Raw genomic sequence first — 15,728 nt, forward strand, 5'->3', positions numbered from 1 at the left:
CCATGAAGGGGACGGGTGACGGGTCAGAAGAGCAGCGCGGTGCCGGGGTCCTGCAGGATCCCGGCGACATCGGCGAGGAAGCGCGAGCCCTTCTCGCCGTCGATGTGGCGGTGGTCGAACGACAGCGCCAGCGTGGTCACGTCGCGCACCACGATCTCGCCGGTGGCCTCGTCGACCCAGGGCCGCTTGTTGATCGCGCCGAAGCACAGGATCGCGGACTCGCCCGGGTTGATGATCGGGGTGCCGGCGTCGACGCCGAAGACGCCGACGTTGGTGATCGTGAAGGTGCCACCCGACATCTCGGCCGGCTGCGTCCTGCCCTCGCGGGCGGTGGCGGTGAGCTCGGCCAGCGCACCGGCCAGCTCGACCATCGACAGCGCGTCGGCGTCCTTGACGTTGGGCACCACCAGGCCGCGCGGCGTGGCGGCCGCGATGCCGAGGTTGACGTAGTGCTTGTAGACGACCTCCTGCGCGGCCTCGTCCCAGAACGAGTTGATCTCCGGGGTCCGCTTCATCGCCATCAGCACCGCGCGCGAGAGCACGAGCAGCGGGCTGACCCGGACGTCCTTGAGGTCGCGGCGCGCCTTGAGCCGCTCGACGAGCTGCATCGTCGCGGTGACGTCGACGGTGATCCACTCCGTGACGTGCGGGCTGGTGAACGCCGACTGGCTCATCGCCGTCGCCATCATCTTGCGCACGCCCTTGATCGGCTCGCGGATCTCCCGCTCGCCGGCGTGGCGCGAGGCGGTCAGGCCACGCTGCGACGAGCCGCCGTAGGACGCACCGGGCGTGGCCGACGCGGCCGCGGCACCCGTCTCGCGCGACGGCGCGCCCGAGCCGCCGGCGGCCGACTGCACGTCGTCGCGGGTGATCGAGCCCGACGGGCCCGAGCCGGTGAGCGACGTCAGGTCGACCCCGAGGTCCTTGGCCAGCTTGCGCACCGGCGGCTTCGCCAGGGCACGTACGGCACCGGGCTCCTGCACGGCCGGCGGCACCAGGGCCTCGGCCGGGGCGGTGAGCGCCGCGCGCTGGTCGGTGGCGGGCACCGGCGACTCGTCGGCCGGCATCACCTCGTCGGACTGCGCACCACCCGGGGCGAAGGCGCCCTGCACCTGCATCTGGGTCTGTGCGCCGGCCTCGGTGCTCGGCGAAGCCGAGCCGCGGCGGGCGCGGCGCATCGGGCCGCGCTCGGCCTTGATCCGGCCGACGAGGGACGCGCCCTCCATCGAGCCGGACGCCGCCGGGTTGGACAGGTCGATGTCGGCCGGGTCGACCTGCGGCGCGGCGGAGTGCCCGCTCTGGGCGGCGCCGGCCTTCTGGGCCATGCCGAGGTAGGGGTCGGACTCGGTCTGCTCGGCCAACGGGGTGCCGGCCGACGGGGCCGGCTCCTCGCCGGGGGCGCCGATCGCGATGATCGGCGTCCCGACGGGGACGGTCTCGCCCTCGGGCACGAGCAGGGCCAGCACGGTGCCCTCGAACGGCGAGGGCAGCTCGACGAGCGACTTGGCGGTCTCGATCTCGACGATCACGTCGTTGATCTCGACGGTGTCGCCGACCTTGACCTTCCAGGCCACGATCTCGGCCTCGGTGAGGCCCTCGCCGACGTCGGGAAGAAGGAATTCAGACATCAGGATCCTTTCGGAGCCAGTGGTCTCGAGGCTCGCTGCGCTCGCACCTCGACCACCGAGCGGCAGGTGGTCAGAAGGCGAAGGTGCGGTCGACGGCGTCCAGCACGCGGTCGAGGTCGGGGAGGTACTCCTCCTCGATCCGCGACGGCGGGTAGGGCATGTCGAACGCGCCGACGCGCAGGACCGGGGCCTCGAGCGAGTAGAAGCACTCCTCGGTGACGCGGGCGGCGACCTCCGCACCCATGCCGAGGTTGACGTGCGCCTCGTGGGTGATCACGCAGCGGCCGGTGCGGCGTACGGACTCGAAGACCGGGCGCATGTCGAGCGGGGACAGGGTGCGCAGGTCGATGACCTCGAGGTTGCGGCCCTCGGTCTCGGCCGCCTCGGCGGCCTTGAGCGCGGTCTTCACCGTCGGGCCGTAGGCCAGCACGGTGGCGTCGGTGCCGGCGCGGACCACGCGCGAGGTGAACAGCGGCTCGGGGGTCGCGGACTCGTCGAGCTCGGCCTTGTCGGCGTGGTACTGCCGCTTCGGCTCGAGGAAGATCACCGGGTCGTCGTGGGCGATGGCCTGCTGGATCATCCAGTAGCCGTCGACGGGGTTGGAGCAGGCGACGACCTTGAGGCCGGGGGTGTGCGCGAACTGCGCCTCCGGGCTCTCGGAGTGGTGCTCGACCGCGCCGATGCCACCGCCGAAGGGGATGCGGATGACGATCGGCATCTTCACCTTGCCCTGCGAGCGGTAGGTGTACTTCGCGACCTGGCACACGATCTGGTCGTAGGCGGGGTAGACGAAGCCGTCGAACTGGATCTCGATGACCGGGCGGTAGCCGCGCAGCGCCATGCCGACCGCGGTGCCGACGATGCCGGACTCCGCGAGCGGGCTGTCGATGACGCGGTCCTCGCCGAAGTCCTTCTGCAGGCCGTCGGTGATGCGGAAGACGCCGCCGAGCTTGCCGACGTCCTCGCCCATGAGCAGGACCTTGTCGTCGGCCTCCATCGCCTTGCGCAGGCCCATGTTGAGGCCCTTGGCGAGGGTGATCTTCTGGGTGGTGCTCATCAGGAGTGGCTCCCCTCGAACGAGGCGAGGTAGGCGGCGAACTCGTCGCGCTGGGCGGCGATCTCGTCGGTCATCTCGCTGAAGACGTAGCCGAACTGGTCGAGCGGCTTGGGGTCGGGCAGGGCCTTGCAGCCCTCGCGGAGGTGGTGGCCCATCTCCTTGGCCTCGGCGTCGAGGTCGTCGAAGAACTCCTGGTCGACCAGGCCGTTGCGGCGGAGGTAGACCTTGAGCCGCTCGATCGGGTCCTTGAGCTTCCAGTGCTCGAGCTCGTCGTTGAGGCGGTAGCGCGTGGGGTCGTCGGTCGTGGTGTGGGCACCCATGCGGTAGGTGTAGGCCTCCACCAGCGTGGGGCCCTGGCCGTCGCGGGCGCGCTGCAGCGCCGCCTGGGTGACGGCGTAGGTCGCGAGGACGTCGTTGCCGTCGACGCGGATGCCCGGGAAGCCGAAGCCCAGCGCGCGCTGGTAGAGCGGGATGCGGGTCTGACGCTCGATCGGCTCGGAGATCGCCCACTGGTTGTTCTGGCAGAAGAACACGACCGGGGCGTTGTAGGAGGCGGCGAAGATGAACGCCTCGTTGACGTCGCCCTGCGAGGACGCGCCGTCGCCGAAGTGGGCGATCACGGCCGCGTCGCGCTCGGGGTCGCCGGTGCCGACGACGCCGTCGCGCTGCATGCCCATGGCGTAGCCGGTGGCGTGGAGGGTCTGCGCGCCGATGACGATCGTGTAGAGCCCGAAGTTGTTCTCGTTGGGGTCCCAGCCGCCCTGGTCGACGCCGCGGAACAGCCCGAGCAGCCGCAGCGGGTCGACGCCCTTGCAGTAGGCCACGCCGTGCTCGCGGTAGGTCGGGAAGACGTAGTCCTGGGGGCGCAGCGCGCGGCCGGCGCCGATCTGCGCGGCCTCCTGGCCGAGCAGCTGGGCCCAGATGCCGAGCTCGCCGTGGCGCTGGAGGGCGGTCGCCTCGACGTCGATGCGCCGGGTCAGGACCATGTCGCGGTAGAGCCCGCGCAGCTCCTCGGCGGAGAAGTCGTGGTCGAACTCGGGGTGGTGGACACGCTCGCCCTCGGGCGTGAGCAGCTGGACGAGCTCGGGGCCACCGTCGGACTGCGAGGGTCCGAAGACCTCCGCGAGATCGGGGCCGAAGGTGTCGCTCCGGGGGGAGGCAGGGTCGGACAACGCACTCTCCTTCAACAGCTAGCGGCGGTCGCGGGATCGCCGGACGCCGACGGCTAGTACAGCGTGGTCGTCGGCGTGTGTGACCCCGACCACATGGTGGGCACAACGTATCCGGCGGCGTCTGCCAGCACCAATCCGGGCATCCCTTCGAGCCTCACCCGCCGCGGCCCTGCGGGCCCGTAGCCTTGGCCGACCAGCAACGACCGACCACGGGGGGTGGCGTGCCGCTCGCGACCGCACCACGACGCGTGGGCCGCCTCGGTGCCGCGCTGCTCGCCGGCGCCGCGCTGCTGGTGGCCGGGTCCCCCGCGCCCGCGACGACCTCGGCGTCCGCGGTGGTGGCCTTCCCGCCGCGACCCCTGTTCTGGGAGCAGCCGCTGGCCGACCCCGCCGTCGTGCACGACGGCGCGCGGTGGTTCGCCGCCGGCACCGGCTGGCGCGGTGCCACCAGCACGAGCGCCCAGGAGTACGGCGGCTGGGTGCCCGGTGCCCCGCTGCTCGACGCGAGGCCCGCGTGGGCGCGCAACGGCGACGTCTGGGCGCCGGAGGTGGTGCGCGCCGACGACGGCACCTGGCTGGCGTACTACTCCGTGCCGGTCGCCGGCCTGCCCCGCGCCGACGACCGCTGCATCGGCGTCGCCACCTCACCCGACCTCGCGACCCCGTTCACCCCGCTGCACACCCAGCCGCTGGCCTGCCCGGCCGGGGCGGCGACGTCGTCGGCGAGCGACGTGGTCGGCCCCCCGGCCGGGCTGCCCCGGCGCGGCGTGATCGACCCGTCGTCGTACGTCGCACCGGACGGGCGCCGGTTCCTGCTCTACCGCACGCAGGGCACGCCTTCGTCGATCCGGATGGTGCGGCTGACCCGCAGCGGGCTGCGCGCGGCCGGGCCCAGCCGCGAGCTGCTGCGCGACCCGGGCGTGCTGGAGAACCCCGAGATGGTCGACGCGCGCGGGTCGCACCACCTGCTGGCGAGCCGCGGCGACTACGGCGGCTGCGGCTACCGCACCGTGTGGCGCCGATCGGCGTCGGTGCGCCGCGGGTGGGACTCCGCACCGGAGCACGTGCTGCTCGACCGCGCCGGCACCGGCATCTGCGGACCCGGCGGCGCCGACCACGTGCCCGGCACGCCCGACCGCCTCTTCGTCCACGGCTGGGTCTGCGACGGCGTCAACGCGCCGTGCGAGTCGACGTACTCCTCGCACGCCGACCCGCTGCTCCGCGGGCGCCGGGTGCTCTACCTCGCCAGCCTCCGCTGGACCGCCGACGGCCCGGTGCTGGGGCGGTTCGCCCAGGGGCCGGCGTGGGTGCCGCCGGGCGCGGGGTGACTCGAGCGGAGACATCTCCGCCTGACGCACGCCATAGCGTGCGTCTAGCGTCAACGGCGTGCGTCTAGCGTCAACAGCGTGCGTCCAGCGTCGACGGCGGTAGTCGAGCGTACTTATCTCCGCTCGAGTCACGGCATGCCGGGCGACAAGCGACCACGACGGACGTCGAGCGGCCATGGGTCCGCTCGAGCGGACCTGTGTCCGCTCAACCCCGCCCGTGGGGCGTGTCCCAGACCGCGGCGTCGGGGCCGACGGGGACGATCTGGGTCGGGTTGATGTCGGTGTGGACGACGTAGTAGTGCTGCTTGATCTGGTCGAAGTCGACCTCGTCGGCGAAGCCGGGGGTCTGGTAGAGGTCGCGGGCGTAGCCCCAGAGGTTCGGCATCTCGGTGAGCTTGTTGCGGTTGCACTTGAAGTGACCGTGGTAGACCGCGTCGAAGCGCACGAGCGTGGTGAAAAGGCGTACGTCGGCCTCGGTGATCGCCTCGCCCATCAGGAAGCGGCGGTCGGCGAGGCGCTCCTCGAGCCAGTCCATCGCGGTCCAGAGGCGGTCGTAGGCGTCCTCGTAGGCCTCCTGCGACCCGGCGAAGCCGCAGCGGTAGACGCCGTTGTTGACCTCGGTGAAGACGCGCTTCATGACCTGCTCCATCTCCTCGCGGAGATCGGCCGGCCACAGGTCGGGGGCGTCGGGGCGGTGGTGGTCGCGCCACTCGAAGAACAGGTCGTGGGTGATCTGCGGGAAGTCGTTGGTGACGACCTTGCCTGACTCGACCTCGACGATCGCGGGGACGGTGATGCCTCGCGGGTAGTCGGGCTGACGGGCGAAGTACGCCTCCTGGAGGCGCTCGATGCCCAGCACCGGGTCGCGGCCGTCGGGGTCGAGGTCGAACGTCCAGCTGCGGGCGTCGTGCGTCGGGCCGGGGGCGCCCCAGGAGATGACGTCCTCGAGGCCGAGCAGGCGCCGCACGATGATGGAGCGGTGCGCCCACGGGCAGGCGCGCGCCGCGACGAGGCGGTAGCGGCCGGGCTCGGCCTTCCACACCTGCACGTCGCGCGGGCTGTCCTTCGAGCCGCTGGGGAACTGCTCGTCCAGCGGGTCCGCGGAGCGCTCCCCGGCCAGCACCCGGTCGGGGATGTAGGACATGTCGCGCTCGAAGGGTTCGCCCTTCTTCGTGTAGGTCGCGGTGTCGTTCACGGTTCAACCTTACGCCCGTCGGCCGGCCTCGCCACCTTCAGCAGGGCGGGGTAGTCCAGTGGCAGGACGTCGCGGCGGCGGCCCGCTGGCAACGGTTTGCCACTGGACTACCGCGAAACCACAAAGAAGTGTTTGCAAATGACGCTTTGCAGTCCTACGCTCAACCGGTGCCGTCCTCCATCTCCCCCGACATCGCCGGCCTCCGCGCGCTGAGCCACCCCGTACGCCTGCGGATGCTCGGCCTGCTGCGGACCGAGGGCCCGGCCACCGCCACGACGCTGGCCGCCCGGCTCGACCTCAACACCGGCGCGACGTCCTACCACCTGCGCCAGCTCGCCCAGCACGGCTTCATCGAGGAGGACGCCGAGCGCGGCAACGGCCGCGACCGCTGGTGGCGCGCCTCCCACGAGGCGACCCGCACCGACGTCGGCGACCGGGAGATCGGCGGCGAGCAGCTCGCGGCGTACCTCGCGACGGTGGCCCAGCTCTACGCCGACCGGATGCGCGCCGCGGTGGCCGAGCTGCCGTTCCTGCCCCGGGAGTGGCGCACTGTCGGCACCCTGAGCGACTGGGAGGTGCGGCTCACCGCCGCCCAGGCCGACGCGCTCGTGGGCCGGTTGACGGCGATGGTGGAGGAGACCGACGCGTCCGACGACCCCGACGCCAGGCCCTTCTCGGTCAACGTCAACGCGTTCGTCCGCCCCGGCCTGCCGTGGGACGAGCAGTGACCCGCCGCTCCCCCCTCGTCGGCGCGCTGGTCGCGGAGGGCGTCTCCTTCGTCGGCACCCGGGTGTCGATGATCGCGATCCCGTGGTTCGTGCTCTCGACGACCGGCTCGGCGACCCAGACCGGCCTCGTGGCGGCGGCGGAGATCACGCCGCTGGTGCTCCTCAAGGCGCTCGGGGGCCCGCTGCTCGACCGCGTCGGTCCGCGGCGCGTGACGCTGGTCTGCGACCTGCTGTCGGCGTTCGTGGTGGCCGCCGTCCCCCTGCTGCACCAGCTCGGGATGCTGACCTTCCCGCTGCTGCTCGTGCTGGTCGCGGTGGCCGGCGCGCTGCGCGGCCCCGGCGACGCCGGCAAGTCCGCGATGAGCCCGGAGATCGCGCGGGTCGGAGGCTTCTCGCTCGAGCGGGTGACCGGGCTCGCCTCGGCGGTCGAGCGCACGTCGACGATGGCGGGGGCCGCGGCGGCCGGCGTGCTCGTGGCCACGGTCGGTGCGGCCGACGCGCTCTACGTCGACGCCGCGTCGTTCCTCGTCTCGTTCGTGGTGTTCGGCCTCGCCACCACCGGCCTCGGCCGGCCCGTCGCGCCCGAGGCCGACGCCCACCCGACGTCGTACGTCACCGAGCTGCGGCAGGGCTGGGACTTCCTGCGCACCGAGCCGGTGCTCGTCGCGATCTGCCTCATGGTCGCCGTGACCAACCTCGTCGACCAGGCGTGGACCGGCGTGCTCGCCCCGGTGTGGGCCAAGGAGTCGGGGGCGGGCGTCGCGGTGCTCGGCACGCTCTTCGCGGTGATGAGCGGCGCGTCGGTCGTCGGTGCGCTGGTCGCGGCCCGCTGGGGCGAGCGGCTGCCGCGCTTCCGGACGTACGTCCTGGCCTTCCTCGTCGCGGGCGCACCGCGCTTCGTGGTGATGGCGCTGGAGTCGCCGGTGTGGGCGGTGCTGCTGGTGACCGCTGTCGCCGGCGTCGCCTCCGGCTTCCTCAACCCGATCCTCGGCGCGGTGATCCTGGAGCGGATCCCGGCGTCCCTCATGGGGCGGGTGTCGTCGCTCAACACCGCGATCTGCTGGTCGCTGATGCCGCTGGGCGGGGTGCTGGGCGGCCTCGCGGTCGCCGGGCTCGGGGTCTCCCCGGCCCTGCTCGTCGCCGGCGCGGTCTACCTCGTCACCACGATGGCCCCGGCGCGGGTGCCGTCGTTCCGGGCGATGGACCGGGCACCGGTGGCCGGGGCGCCGGGGGTTGTCGGCCCGTCACCGACGTTGTCGGCCTTTGCAGAGGCCGACCACCTCAGCGATCCCCGGCCGGCCGGGGATCGCTGACGAGGGGCTCAGGGCGCGAAGCGGGCGGCCACCTCGACCACGCGGTCGAAGGCCTCGGACTCGCCGATGCTGACCCGCACCCCGTCGCCGGCGAAGGGGCGCACCGAGATGCCCACCTCGCCGCACGCGGCCGCGAAGTCGAGGGCGCGCTCGCCCAGCGGGAACCAGACGAAGTTGCCCTGGGCGTCGGGCAGCTCCCAGCCCACCTCGCGCAGCCGGGCGACGAGGTTGGCGCGCCGCTCCACGAGGTCCTCGACGCGGGCGAAGAGCTCGTCGGTCGCTTCCAGCGAGGCGATGGCGGCGGCCTGGGCGACGTGGCTGACGCCGAACGGCAGCGACACCGCCCGCAACGCGGCAGCGAGCGGCGCGGGGGCGACGGCGTACCCGACGCGGAACCCAGCCAGGCCGTAGGCCTTGGAGAAGGTGCGGGTGAGCACGACGTTGTCGTGGCGCTGGTAGGTCGCGATGCCGTCGACGGCGTCGTCCATCCGGACGAACTCGAGGTAGGCCTCGTCGACCACGACGACCACGTGGGAGGGCACGTTCGCGATGAACGCGTCGAGCTCGGCCTGGGTGACCGCCGGGCCGGTGGGGTTGTTGGGGGTGCAGACGATGACGACCTTGGTGCGGTCGGTGACCGCGGCCGCCATCGCGTCGAGGTCGTGGTGTCCGTCGGCGCGCAGCGGCACCTGCACGCTCGCGGCGCCGCCCGCGGTGACCGCGATCGGGTAGGCCTCGAAGGAGCGCCAGGCGTAGACGACCTCGTCGCCGGGCTCGCAGAAGGCGTTGACGAGCTGGTAGATCAGCCCGACCGACCCGGTGGCCGCGGCGAGGTGCTCCACAGGCACGCCCATCGCCTCGCCGAGGGCGGCGTAGAGGGCGGTGCTGCCCATGTCGGGGTAGCGGTTCATCTGCGCCGCCGCCTCGGTGGCGGCCTCGAGGACTCCCGGCAGCGGCGGGTAGGGGTTCTCGTTGGAGGAGAGCTTGTACGACGTCAGCCCCGGGCGGGCGACGGGCGGCTTGCCGGCGACGTACGCAGGGATGGCGAGCACGTTGGGCCGGGGCTGGGGACTCGTGGTCATGTCCGAACCCTAGTGAGCGGTCCGACGGCCCCGCCACGGCCTCACCAGCGGCAGCAGCACGAGGCCCAGCACGAAGCCGATCCCGGCACCGAGGACGTTGTCCACCATGTCGGTGACGTCGCACGCGCGGTCGATGCGGGCGACCTGGAGCTGCACGAACTCGATGCCGAGGCTGTAGGCCGCCAGGAGCAGGAGACCGAGCGGCGCCAGCACCAGCCCGGCCCACCAGCGCCCGACCGCCAGCACCAGGAACAGGCCCGCCGGCACGAACAGCAGGACGTTGAGGGTGCGCTGGTCGAGGCCGAGGACCTCGAACGTGGTGCCGGACGGGCCGCCGTAGTCCCACGAGCAGGAGGTGCTGCGGGTCTCGGCCGGCACGAACCCCGTGTCGGGGCGGGTCGGCACGAGCGTGACCAGCGCGATCGCGACCACCGACCACAGCAGCCCGGCCACCGCGACCGCGGTGGGCGTGCCGGTGCGGCGACGCAGCAGCAGCGCGAGCAGCGCCGCGACGACGGCGGCGACGAGGGCGCCGAGCACCATCACGCCCGTGCCGCCGATCGTCACCACGCGGGCGAGGGTAGTCGGCCTGTCCGCGGGCCTCGACGCGCCGACGCGCCCTCGCAGGCTCGGTCGCGAGCTCGCTCGACCGCCCGACCCACGCCGGGCCCGACCGCGTCGGTCCCGGCTAGTGTCGTGACATGCGCTTCGTGACGTGGTTGCTGACCTACGCCGCCGGGCTGGCCGTGGCCGCCTGGCTGCTCGACGGGATCTCGTTCGAGGGCGCGAGGAACGGGCAGGCCGAGCTCCAGGACAAGATCGTCCCGGTGCTGGTCGTGGCCTTCATCCTCGGCCTCGTCTCGACCTTCATCGAGCCGGTGATCAAGGTGCTCTCGCTGCCGTTCATCATCCTCACGCTCGGCTTCCTGCTGCTGGTGATCAACGCGCTGATGCTGCTGCTCACCGCCCGCCTGGCCGACGCCTTCGACATCGGCTTCACCGTCGACGGCTTCTGGAACGCCCTCGTGGGCTCGCTCGTCATCACCGTCGTGGGTTGGGGCGTCCGGACGGCGCTGCCCGCCCGGGACTGACGCCCGTGCACCGGCTGCCCGAGCCGCGCACGCCCGGCCGCTACCGGGTCGCGGTGGTGTGCCTGGGCAACATCTGCCGCTCGCCGATGGCGCACGTCGTCCTAGAGAGCCGGCTGGCCGACGCCGGCCTCGACGACCGCGTCGAGGTGGTCTCGGCCGGCACCGGCGGCTGGCACGTCGGCGACCCGATGGACCGCCGTGCCGCCGCGACCCTGTCGGCCGCGGGCTACGACCCGAGCCGGCACCGCGCCCGGCAGTACGACGCTGCGTGGCCCGACGCGTACGACGTCGTGCTGGTGATGGACGAGACCAACCTCGCCGACGTGGGCGGGCGCTCCGAGCGGGTCCAGATGTTCCGCGACCACGATCCGGAGGATCCGGGTGGCGAGGTCCCGGACCCGTACTACGGTGGTGACGACGGCTTCGAGGAGGTGCTGGCGATGGTCGAGCGCACGAGCGACGCGATCGCGGCCGAGCTCGCCGACGCGCTCGGGGACCCCGCCTGATGGCTCGCCAGCCGCTGGCGGCCCGCCGCGCCGAGGAGCTCCTCGGAGCGGCCGTCGTCGCGACCGCACCGGTCGCCGGCGGAGACATCGCCACCGCGACCCGGCTGCGGCTCTCCAGCGGCCAGACCGCGCTGATGAAGACGCTGCCGCACGCGCCCGAGGGGTTCTTCGAGGCCGAGGCCCACGGCCTGCGGTGGCTCTCCGGCATCGAGGGCGGGGTGCCGGTGCCCGAGGTGCTCGCCGCCGCGAGCGACTGCGTCATCCTGGCGTGGGTCGAGCCGGGCTCGAAGACCCCCGTCGAGGCCGCGGTCGCCTTCGGCCACCAGCTCGCCACCACGCACGCGGCGGGCGCCGACGGGTGGGGGCTCGACCACGACGGCTTCATCGGCCGGCTGCCGATGCCCAACCGCACGGCCGGCTCGTGGGCGGAGTTCTACGCCGTGCGCCGCGTCCTGCCCTACCTCAAGCTCGCGCGCGACCGCGGGGCGATCACCGATGCCGACGCCGCCTCCGTCGAGGCCGTCGTCGGCCGGCTGGGCGACCTGCTGCCCGACGAGGCGCCGGCCCGGCTGCACGGCGACCTCTGGAACGGCAACTGCCTCTGGGGCCAGGACCAGCGCATCCACGTCATCGACCCCGCGGCCTACGGAGGCCACCGCGAGGTCGACCTGGCGATGCTCCACCTCTTCGGCCTGACCCACCTGCCGCGGGTGGTGGCCGCCTACTCCGAGGTCCACCCCCTGGCCGACGACTGGGAGGACCGCCTCGGCGTCCACCAGCTCTTCCCGCTGCTCGTGCACGCCTGCATGTTCGGGGGCGGCTACGGCGCCCGCGCCGGCTCGGTCGCCTCGCGCTACGCCTGACCCACCCGACAGGCTGGTCCGCCGGGGCACCCGGGAGCGCAGGCTGGGGTGGTGAGCGATGCCTCGGAGTGGGTCCCTGACTCGCGCGACCTCGGCGACCTCGAGTCGGCGGCGCACGCCTGCCGCGGCTGCGAGCTGTGGGAGCCGGCCACCCAGGTCGTGTTCTCCTCCGGCGAGCGCTCGGCCCGCCTCGTGCTGGTCGGCGAGCAGCCCGGCGACCAGGAGGACCGGTCCGGGGAGCCGTTCGTCGGACCGGCCGGGCGACTGCTCGACGAGGCGCTGGTCGCGGCCGGGATCGACCGCGCGGCGGCGTACCTCACCAACGCGGTGAAGCACTTCCGCTTCGAGCGTCGCGGCAGCCGCCGGATCCACAAGACGCCGGGGGTCGGCCACGTCACCGCGTGCCGGCCGTGGCTCGGTGCCGAGCTCGAGGCCGTGTCGCCGGCGGCTGTGGTCGCCCTGGGGGCGACCGCGGCCAGGTCGGTGCTGGGACGTCCGGTGAAGATCGGCGAGGTGCGCGGCCGGGTCCTCGACGAGGCCGCGGTGCCCGTCCTGGTGACGGCCCACCCCTCCGCCGTGCTGCGCCTGCGCGGCGACGCCGGCTACGACGAGGCGTTCGGCGCGCTCGTCTCCGACCTGCGGCTCGCCGCGCCCTTCGGCCGGCGCGGCTGATCCTCAGCCGGCACTCAGGACCCGGTGGCATCCTTGGCGCGTGACCGACTCGAAGCCCCGCGTGCTCGTCGTCGACGACGACCGGGCGGTCCGCGACTCGCTGCGGCGCTCGCTGGAGTTCAACGGCTACGAGGTCGTCCTGGCCGCCGACGGCGCCGAGGCGCTGGTGACGCTCGGGGTGCAGCACCCCGACGTGGTGGTCATCGACGTGATGATGCCGCGCCTGGACGGCATCGAGACCACGCGGGCGCTGCGCGCGTCGGGCAACGACGTACCGGTCCTGGTGCTGACCGCGCGCGACGCCGTCGGTGACCGCGTCGAGGGCCTCGACGCCGGCGCGGACGACTACCTCACCAAGCCGTTCGCGCTCGAGGAGCTGCTGGCGCGGATCCGCGCGCTGCTGCGCCGCGTCGTGCCCGACGACGGCGAGGAGGGCGAGGTGCTCACCTTCGCCGACCTCACCATGGACGTGGCCAGCCGCGACGTCTCCCGCGGCGGGCGGCCGATCGAGCTGACCCGCACCGAGTTCACGCTGCTGGAGATGTTCCTGCGCCGCCCGCGCCGGGTGCTGGACCGCTCGTTCATCCTCGAGGAGGTCTGGGGCTACGACTTCCCGACCTCGGCGAACTCGCTGGAGGTCTACGTCGGCTACCTCCGCCGCAAGACGGAGGCGGAGGGCGAGCCGCGCCTGATCCAGACCGTGCGCGGCGTCGGCTACGTGCTGAAGGAATCATGAGGTCGACCTCGCCGTGGCCCGACGGGCGGTGGCACTACCGGCGCTCGCTGGCCTCCCGGGTCGCGGTGCTCACCACGATGGCGCTCGGGCTGTCGATCGCGGTGATGGCGCTGACCGCCTTCGTGGTGATGCGCCAGCAGCTGATGAGCTCGCTCGACCAGTCGCTGCTCGACCGCGCCCACAAGGCGACGGCCAACACGACCCTCTCCGACCTGACCGTGCGGGGGGCGCCGCCCTGGGTGCTGGGCGCCGCCGACGTCCGGATCATCTTCATCACCGCCGACGGTCGCGGCATGTCCGGGGCCGACATCCCGGACTTCACCCTCGGGCAGCCGGAGTACGACGTCGTGACCGGCCGGCGCGAGTCGGTCGTGCGGACGCTCGTGACCGAGCAGGGCGAGCGCTACCGCGTGGCGACCGTGCGGGCGGCTCAGGGCGAGGCCCTGGTCCTGGCGCAGCCGCTGGTCGCCAACGACCGCACGCTGGAGAAGCTCGGCGGGGTGCTGTTCACGTTCGGCGCGCTCGGCGTGCTGGCCGCCCTGCTGGCCGGCTGGCTGGTGGCCCGCAGCGGCCTGCGCCCCGTACGCCGCCTCACCTCCGCCGTCGAGCGGATCGCGGTCACCGAGGACCTCACGCCGCTGCGCGTGGAGGGCGACGACGAGGTGGCCCGCCTCGCGACGGCGTTCAACCAGATGCTGCTCGCGCTCGGTGCCTCCCGCGACCGCCAGCGCCGGCTGGTCGCCGACGCCAGCCACGAGCTGCGCACGCCGCTGACCTCGTTGCGCACCAACCTCGACCTGCTGCGCCAGGCCGAGGGCAACAGCGCGCTGCCGGCCGAGGCCCGGATGGAGCTGCTCGACGACGTGCGGGGCCAGATCGAGGAGCTCAGCGCGCTCGTCGGCGACCTCGTCGAGCTCGCGCGCGACGAGCCGGTGTCGCACGTGGTGTCCGAGATCGACCTCGCCGTGGTCGTGGAGCGCGCGGTCACCCGCGTGCGCCGACGCGCGCAGGGCATCGCCTTCGACGTCCGGCTCGAGCCCTGGCGGGTGGTCGGCGACGCCGGCAGCCTGGAGCGCGCGGTGACCAACCTGCTCGACAACGCCGCCAAGTGGAGCCCCTCGGAGGGCACCGTGACCGTGCGCCTCGAGGACGGCGTGCTCACCGTCGACGACCAGGGCCCCGGCGTCGCCGTCGCCGACCGCCCGCACGTCTTCGAGCGCTTCTACCGCTCCGACGAGTCGCGCTCGATGCCCGGCTCGGGGCTCGGGCTGGCGATCGTGCGCCAGGTCGTCGACCGCCACGGCGGCCGCGTCGACGTCATCGAGGCCCCCGGCGGAGGTGCCCGCTTCGGGCTCTGGCTGCCCGGCGTCGAGGCCGCGGCTGCCGGCGCCGGGGTGGCCGCGGCGCCCCCGAGATCCCCGGATATCCGGGGAACCTGACGCTTCGAGGCCGAAGCTTCGCGTACGAAGCGGCAGCTCCGACCTCGAAGTACGGTGCTGACGTCCGGGTCAGTCGAAGACCTGCAGCAGCCGCTCGGCCTTCCAGCCGGCCTCGGCCCACTCCTCGGCGAGGTCCGACTTCACCGTGATCCCGCCGCCGGTGCCGAGGGTCCACGTGCCGCTCCCGTCGGTGGTCAGCGAGCGGATCACGACGCCGAGGTCGGCGGGCCCGTCGCCGCTGATCCAGCCGAACGCACCGGCGTACGCCCCGCGCGGGGTGGCCTCGACCTCCTCGATGATCTCCATGGTGCGCAGCTTCGGCGCGCCGGTCATCGAGCCGGCCGGGAAGAGCGCGTGCAGCGCCGCGACGGTCGAGACGTCGTCGCGCAGCCGACCGCGCACGGTCGAGACGAGCTGGTGGACCGACTCGTAGGACTCCACCTGCATCAGCGCCGGCACCTCGACCGACCCGACCTCGCAGACCGTCGACAGGTCGTTGCGCAGCAGGTCGACGATCATCAGGTTCTCGGCGCGGGTCTTCGGGTCGGAGGCGAGGCGGGCGCGGTGCTCCTCGTCCTCCTCGGGCGTGGCGCCGCGCGGCGTGGTGCCCTTGATCGGCTTGGTCTCGAGGTGCCGGTCTGGCGTGACGAGGGCGTACCGCTCCGGGGAGCTCGACAGCAGCCACGCCCGCGCGCCGTCGACGTCGTGCTGGAGGAAGCCGCTGTAGGGGGCGGGGTTGAGCTCGCGGAGGCGGAGGTACGCCGTCACCGGGTCGAGGTCGTGCTCGACGGACTGGCGGTGGGTGAGGTTGACCTCGTAGGAGTTGCCGGCGCGCAGGTGCTCCTGGACGCGGGCGAAGGCGGCGGCGTACTCCGCGGGGACTGGGCTTCTCGTGGGTTCCTCGGGGTTCTCGGGGTC

At 73.2% G+C, this 15,728-nt stretch carries 16 protein-coding genes; 9 read left to right on the plus strand and 7 right to left on the minus strand.

Annotation, left to right across the window (positions count from 1 at the left end; translation table 11 throughout):
* Positions 1-23: 23 nt before the first annotated feature.
* From ACFFJG_RS08655 to pdhA, 3 genes are all read right to left on the minus strand, one after another.
* Positions 24-1,628 (minus strand): 2-oxo acid dehydrogenase subunit E2, encoded by a 1,605-nt coding sequence (locus tag ACFFJG_RS08655; protein WP_378518200.1) that lies wholly within the window; start codon positions 1,626-1,628, stop codon positions 24-26.
* Between the two features lie 70 nt (positions 1,629-1,698).
* On the minus strand, positions 1,699-2,685 hold the full coding sequence (locus ACFFJG_RS08660; protein WP_378518201.1) for an alpha-ketoacid dehydrogenase subunit beta: 987 nt from the start codon (positions 2,683-2,685) through the stop codon (positions 1,699-1,701).
* Positions 2,685-3,857, minus strand: coding sequence for a pyruvate dehydrogenase (acetyl-transferring) E1 component subunit alpha (gene pdhA / locus ACFFJG_RS08665; RefSeq protein WP_446686219.1), 1,173 nt, complete (start codon positions 3,855-3,857; stop codon positions 2,685-2,687). The genes ACFFJG_RS08660 and pdhA overlap by 1 nt, the downstream gene beginning before the upstream one ends.
* A 221-nt stretch (positions 3,858-4,078) precedes the next feature.
* Between pdhA and ACFFJG_RS08670 the strand changes: the two genes are divergently transcribed.
* Positions 4,079-5,185 (plus strand): family 43 glycosylhydrolase, encoded by a 1,107-nt coding sequence (locus tag ACFFJG_RS08670; protein WP_378518202.1) that lies wholly within the window; start codon positions 4,079-4,081, stop codon positions 5,183-5,185.
* A 205-nt stretch (positions 5,186-5,390) separates the two neighbouring features.
* Here ACFFJG_RS08670 and ACFFJG_RS08675 read toward each other — a convergent pair whose 3' ends face one another.
* Positions 5,391-6,380: a glutathione S-transferase family protein gene (locus ACFFJG_RS08675; protein ID WP_378518203.1), complete on the minus strand. Its 990-nt coding sequence runs from the start codon at positions 6,378-6,380 to the stop codon at positions 5,391-5,393.
* A gap of 167 nt (positions 6,381-6,547) precedes the next feature.
* Here ACFFJG_RS08675 and ACFFJG_RS08680 point away from each other — a divergent pair, with 167 nt between their 5' ends.
* On the plus strand, positions 6,548-7,108 hold the full coding sequence (locus ACFFJG_RS08680; RefSeq protein WP_378518204.1) for an ArsR/SmtB family transcription factor: 561 nt from the start codon (positions 6,548-6,550) through the stop codon (positions 7,106-7,108).
* Positions 7,105-8,421, plus strand: a complete 1,317-nt coding sequence (locus tag ACFFJG_RS08685; RefSeq protein ID WP_378518205.1) for an MFS transporter — start codon at positions 7,105-7,107, stop codon at positions 8,419-8,421. Before ACFFJG_RS08680 ends, ACFFJG_RS08685 begins: the two co-directional genes overlap by 4 nt.
* Before the next feature lie 8 nt (positions 8,422-8,429).
* Here ACFFJG_RS08685 and hisC read toward each other — a convergent pair whose 3' ends face one another.
* Both hisC and ACFFJG_RS08695 read right to left on the minus strand, forming a co-directional pair.
* Positions 8,430-9,503, minus strand: a complete 1,074-nt coding sequence (gene hisC, locus ACFFJG_RS08690; RefSeq protein ID WP_378518206.1) for a histidinol-phosphate transaminase — start codon at positions 9,501-9,503, stop codon at positions 8,430-8,432.
* A 9-nt stretch (positions 9,504-9,512) separates the two neighbouring features.
* On the minus strand, positions 9,513-10,073 hold the full coding sequence (locus ACFFJG_RS08695) for a VanZ family protein (RefSeq protein WP_378518207.1): 561 nt from the start codon (positions 10,071-10,073) through the stop codon (positions 9,513-9,515).
* A 131-nt stretch (positions 10,074-10,204) separates the two neighbouring features.
* Here ACFFJG_RS08695 and ACFFJG_RS08700 point away from each other — a divergent pair, with 131 nt between their 5' ends.
* From ACFFJG_RS08700 to ACFFJG_RS08725, 6 genes are read left to right on the plus strand one after another with little or no spacing between them, the layout of a single operon-like run.
* The gene (locus ACFFJG_RS08700; protein ID WP_378518208.1) at positions 10,205-10,594 is read left to right on the plus strand and encodes a phage holin family protein; all 390 of its coding nucleotides are present in this window, start codon (positions 10,205-10,207) and stop codon (positions 10,592-10,594) included.
* The gene (locus ACFFJG_RS08705; protein WP_378518209.1) at positions 10,558-11,100 is read left to right on the plus strand and encodes a low molecular weight protein-tyrosine-phosphatase; all 543 of its coding nucleotides are present in this window, start codon (positions 10,558-10,560) and stop codon (positions 11,098-11,100) included. The genes ACFFJG_RS08700 and ACFFJG_RS08705 overlap by 37 nt, the downstream gene beginning before the upstream one ends.
* Complete coding sequence (locus tag ACFFJG_RS08710; RefSeq protein ID WP_378518210.1) at positions 11,100-11,963, plus strand: fructosamine kinase family protein; 864 nt, start codon at positions 11,100-11,102, stop codon at positions 11,961-11,963. The genes ACFFJG_RS08705 and ACFFJG_RS08710 overlap by 1 nt, the downstream gene beginning before the upstream one ends.
* Before the next feature lie 51 nt (positions 11,964-12,014).
* Entirely contained in the window at positions 12,015-12,635 is a 621-nt protein-coding gene (locus ACFFJG_RS08715) for a UdgX family uracil-DNA binding protein (protein ID WP_378518211.1), read from the plus strand.
* 40 nt (positions 12,636-12,675) lie between these two features.
* On the plus strand, positions 12,676-13,371 hold the full coding sequence (locus ACFFJG_RS08720) for a response regulator transcription factor (protein ID WP_378518212.1): 696 nt from the start codon (positions 12,676-12,678) through the stop codon (positions 13,369-13,371).
* Entirely contained in the window at positions 13,368-14,810 is a 1,443-nt protein-coding gene (locus tag ACFFJG_RS08725) for a sensor histidine kinase (RefSeq protein WP_378518213.1), read from the plus strand. Before ACFFJG_RS08720 ends, ACFFJG_RS08725 begins: the two co-directional genes overlap by 4 nt.
* Before the next feature lie 69 nt (positions 14,811-14,879).
* Here the strand turns inward: ACFFJG_RS08725 and ACFFJG_RS08730 are convergent.
* A partial coding sequence (locus tag ACFFJG_RS08730) for an anthranilate synthase component I family protein (RefSeq protein WP_378518214.1) occupies positions 14,880-15,728 on the minus strand: 849 nt, incomplete at its 5' end.

The organism is Nocardioides zeicaulis, from assembly GCF_042432345.1.
GTDB lineage: Bacteria > Actinomycetota > Actinomycetes > Propionibacteriales > Nocardioidaceae > Nocardioides > Nocardioides zeicaulis.